Source organism: Micromonospora sp. M42 (assembly GCF_000568915.1).
In the GTDB taxonomy this organism is placed as follows: Bacteria; Actinomycetota; Actinomycetes; order Mycobacteriales; family Micromonosporaceae; genus Micromonospora; species Micromonospora chalcea.
This window is the reverse complement of the sequence record NZ_KK037233.1, coordinates 408,544-411,183: the sequence shown is the minus strand read 5'-3', so window position 1 is coordinate 411,183 and position 2,640 is coordinate 408,544. Positions and strand designations below refer to the sequence as shown.

Annotated in this window: 2 protein-coding genes; one reads left to right on the top strand and one right to left on the bottom strand. The window is 76.5% G+C overall.

Annotated elements, in window-relative coordinates; all coding sequences use genetic code 11:
- Nucleotides 1-1,713, bottom strand: a 1,713-nt coding sequence (locus tag MCBG_RS01515; RefSeq protein ID WP_223200983.1) for a cation-translocating P-type ATPase, incomplete at its 3' end; no start/stop codon positions are given.
- A gap of 110 nt (nucleotides 1,714-1,823) precedes the next feature.
- On the opposite strand from MCBG_RS01515, the gene MCBG_RS01510 reads away from it, so the two are divergent.
- On the top strand, nucleotides 1,824-2,636 hold the full coding sequence (locus tag MCBG_RS01510; protein WP_223200982.1) for a hypothetical protein: 813 nt from the start codon (nucleotides 1,824-1,826) through the stop codon (nucleotides 2,634-2,636).
- Nucleotides 2,637-2,640: the final 4 nt, after the last annotated feature.

Here is a 2,640-nt window from a genome sequence, read left to right as displayed (position 1 = left end):
GGTCGCCGTCGCGCCAGAGCCGAGCCGGCGCGATGGCGGCGCCGTCGCCGGGTGGTCGCCGTGATCAAGGACCACCGGACCGGCCTGCTCGAAGCCCGCCGCGATGCCGGGTGCCGCCGTGCGCAGCGGGTCGCCGACCGCGACCAGGCCCAGCGGGCGCAGGCCGGTCGGCCGGGCCGGGTCCGGCAGCGTGTCGACCACGGCCGAGGCCACCGCCAGCACCCGCAGCCCTTCGGCGGCGAGCCGGTGCGCGGCATCGGTCAGCTCGGCCAGCTCCTCGGCGCCGGCGTCCATCAGCGGCGGGGCCAGCAGGTTCTCCGGCGCGCCCTTGCAGACCACGAGGTAGCGCCCGTCGCAGCGGCGGTGCACGGTGGTCATCCGGCGCAGGTCCTGGTCGAACGGGGCCTCCGCGACCCGGGGCCAGGCCTCGCGGGTGGTCTCCGGGTCCAGACCGCAGCGGGCCGCGAACGTGACGAGCGCGGCCTCCAGCGGGTCGCCGATCGCTGTCCACTCCGGCCGTTCGCCGGTCGGCGGGGTCAGCGTGGCGTCGTTGCAGAGCAGCCCGGCGCGGGCGAGGGCGCGCAGCTCGTCCGGGGCGCTCACCGGCTCGCCCCGGTGGCGCACCTCGCCGTCGGGCGCGTAGCCGGTGCCGGTCACGGCGTAGCGGTCGCGGCCGGGCACGACCGCGTGCTGCACCGCCATCCGGCCCTCGGTGAGCGTGCCGGTCTTGTCGGAGGCGATCACGGTGACCGATCCGAGGGTCTCCACCGCGTGCAGCCGCCGGGGAATGGCCCGGCTGCCGGCCATCCGGCGTGCGCCCAGGGCGAGCGCGAGCGTGACGACGGCGGGCAGCGACTCCGGTACGGCCGCCACCACGAGGCTCACCGCGGTGACCGCCATCTGCGTGACCGGGCGTCCGTCGAACACGCCGAGCGCGAAGACCAGCCCGGAGAGCACCACGGCGGTCAGCCCGAGCACCCGGCCGAGCGAGGACAGGCGGCGTTGCAGCGGGGTGGGCGCCGGGCGGGTCGCCGCGACCAGGGCGCTAATGCGGCCCAGCGCGCTCGCCGCGCCGGTGCGTACCACGGTCCCGGTGGCGCGGCCGGTGGTGACCACCGTGCCGGCGCTCGCCTCCTCCCCCGCTACCCGGGTCACCGCCACCGACTCACCGGTGAGCGCCGACTCGTCCAGGCTGAGCCGTACCGCGTCGGTGAGGTCCAGGTCGGCGGGCACCACGTCGCCGGCCTCCAGCCGGACCAGATCGCCCCGGACCAGGTCGGCGGCGGGGAGCACGAGGTCACGGCCGTCGCGGACCACCCGCGCGGTCGGCGCCGCGAGCCGGTCCAGCGCCGCCACCGCCCGGTCGGCGCGTACCTCCTGCACCACGCCGATCGCCGTGTTGATCAGGACGACCAGCACGATCACCGCGGTGTCGGGGTAGTCGCGCAGCAGCGTGGTCACCACGGCGGCGGCCAGCAGCAGCGCAACCAGCGGGTCGGTGAGCTGACGGAAGATCCGGCCGGCCAGCCCGCGCTTGCGTGGCGCGGCCACCGTGTTCGGCCCGTCGGCGCGCAGCCGGGCGGCCGCCTCGGCCGAGCCGAGCCCGGTCGCGGGGGCCGGAGAGATCTCGGTGGGCGTCACCGTGCCCTGCCCGCCGTTGAGCACCACATTGCCCTCCATGTCGTCGCCGCCCGCGCCGGGCACTCCCAGCATGCCGGGTGCGCGGGCGCGGCTCGCAGGGCCGAGGGCCTGTCGGACCCGGGACCAACGGCCCCCGCGGTACGGGGCAGCGCGGCGTCCGACTCGTCGGTAACGTCCGTGCGGTGAACCGGACACGCAGCGCCGCCGGCCCGACACCCCCGTCCCGTCACCGGCCGGTCCGCTGGGCGCTCGCGGTGCTCCTGCTCGCGTCGGTCGGATGCGGAAGGGGATTCGGCGAGGAGAGCGGCGACGAACTGGCGCGCGACGTCGCGGCGGCGGAGGCGAAGCAGCTCAACACGGAGCTCGGGCACCGCAACCGGGTCCGCGACGCCGGGTCGATCGCGGCGGCTGAGATCGTCCAGCAGCCGCAGGGCACCGCGTTGAGCGATGACGAGACGGTCCGGCGGGAGGCCCTGGCCTGGTCCGGCCGCACCGCCAGAGACGAGCGGGCCACCGTCGACGTGCGGTTCGTGGTGACGGTGCCGGAACGACCGCCGGTGTCGGTCGGCGGCGCGAGCAACAGCGCCGGCGACGCCACCCGCTGCTACCGGTACGAGTTCCAGCTCTACCGCTACACGACGTACCACGAGATCGACTGTCCGAGCGGGGCCGCGCCCTCGCCACCCACCGCCGCGCCCGTGCCGAAGGTGCCCGAGGACGGGCGGCAGCGGCTCACCGCCGTGCTGCGTACCGCCACCCCGGACACCCTTGCCGGCGCGGTGCGGGCGGCGTTCCCGCAGGACTGGATCACCGTCGACACGACGGTGCACGAGGGCGCGCTCGTCGCCGCCGTCGGCGTACCGGCCGAACGGGACTGCCTCCTGCTCGTCCGCACCCCCGCCGGGAAGATCGAATCCCCCGGGTACGACCGGATCTGGCTGGAGCCGGGCGAGACCGGCTGCCGGACGGGCCTGTACGTCTCGCCGCCGCGCTGAGACA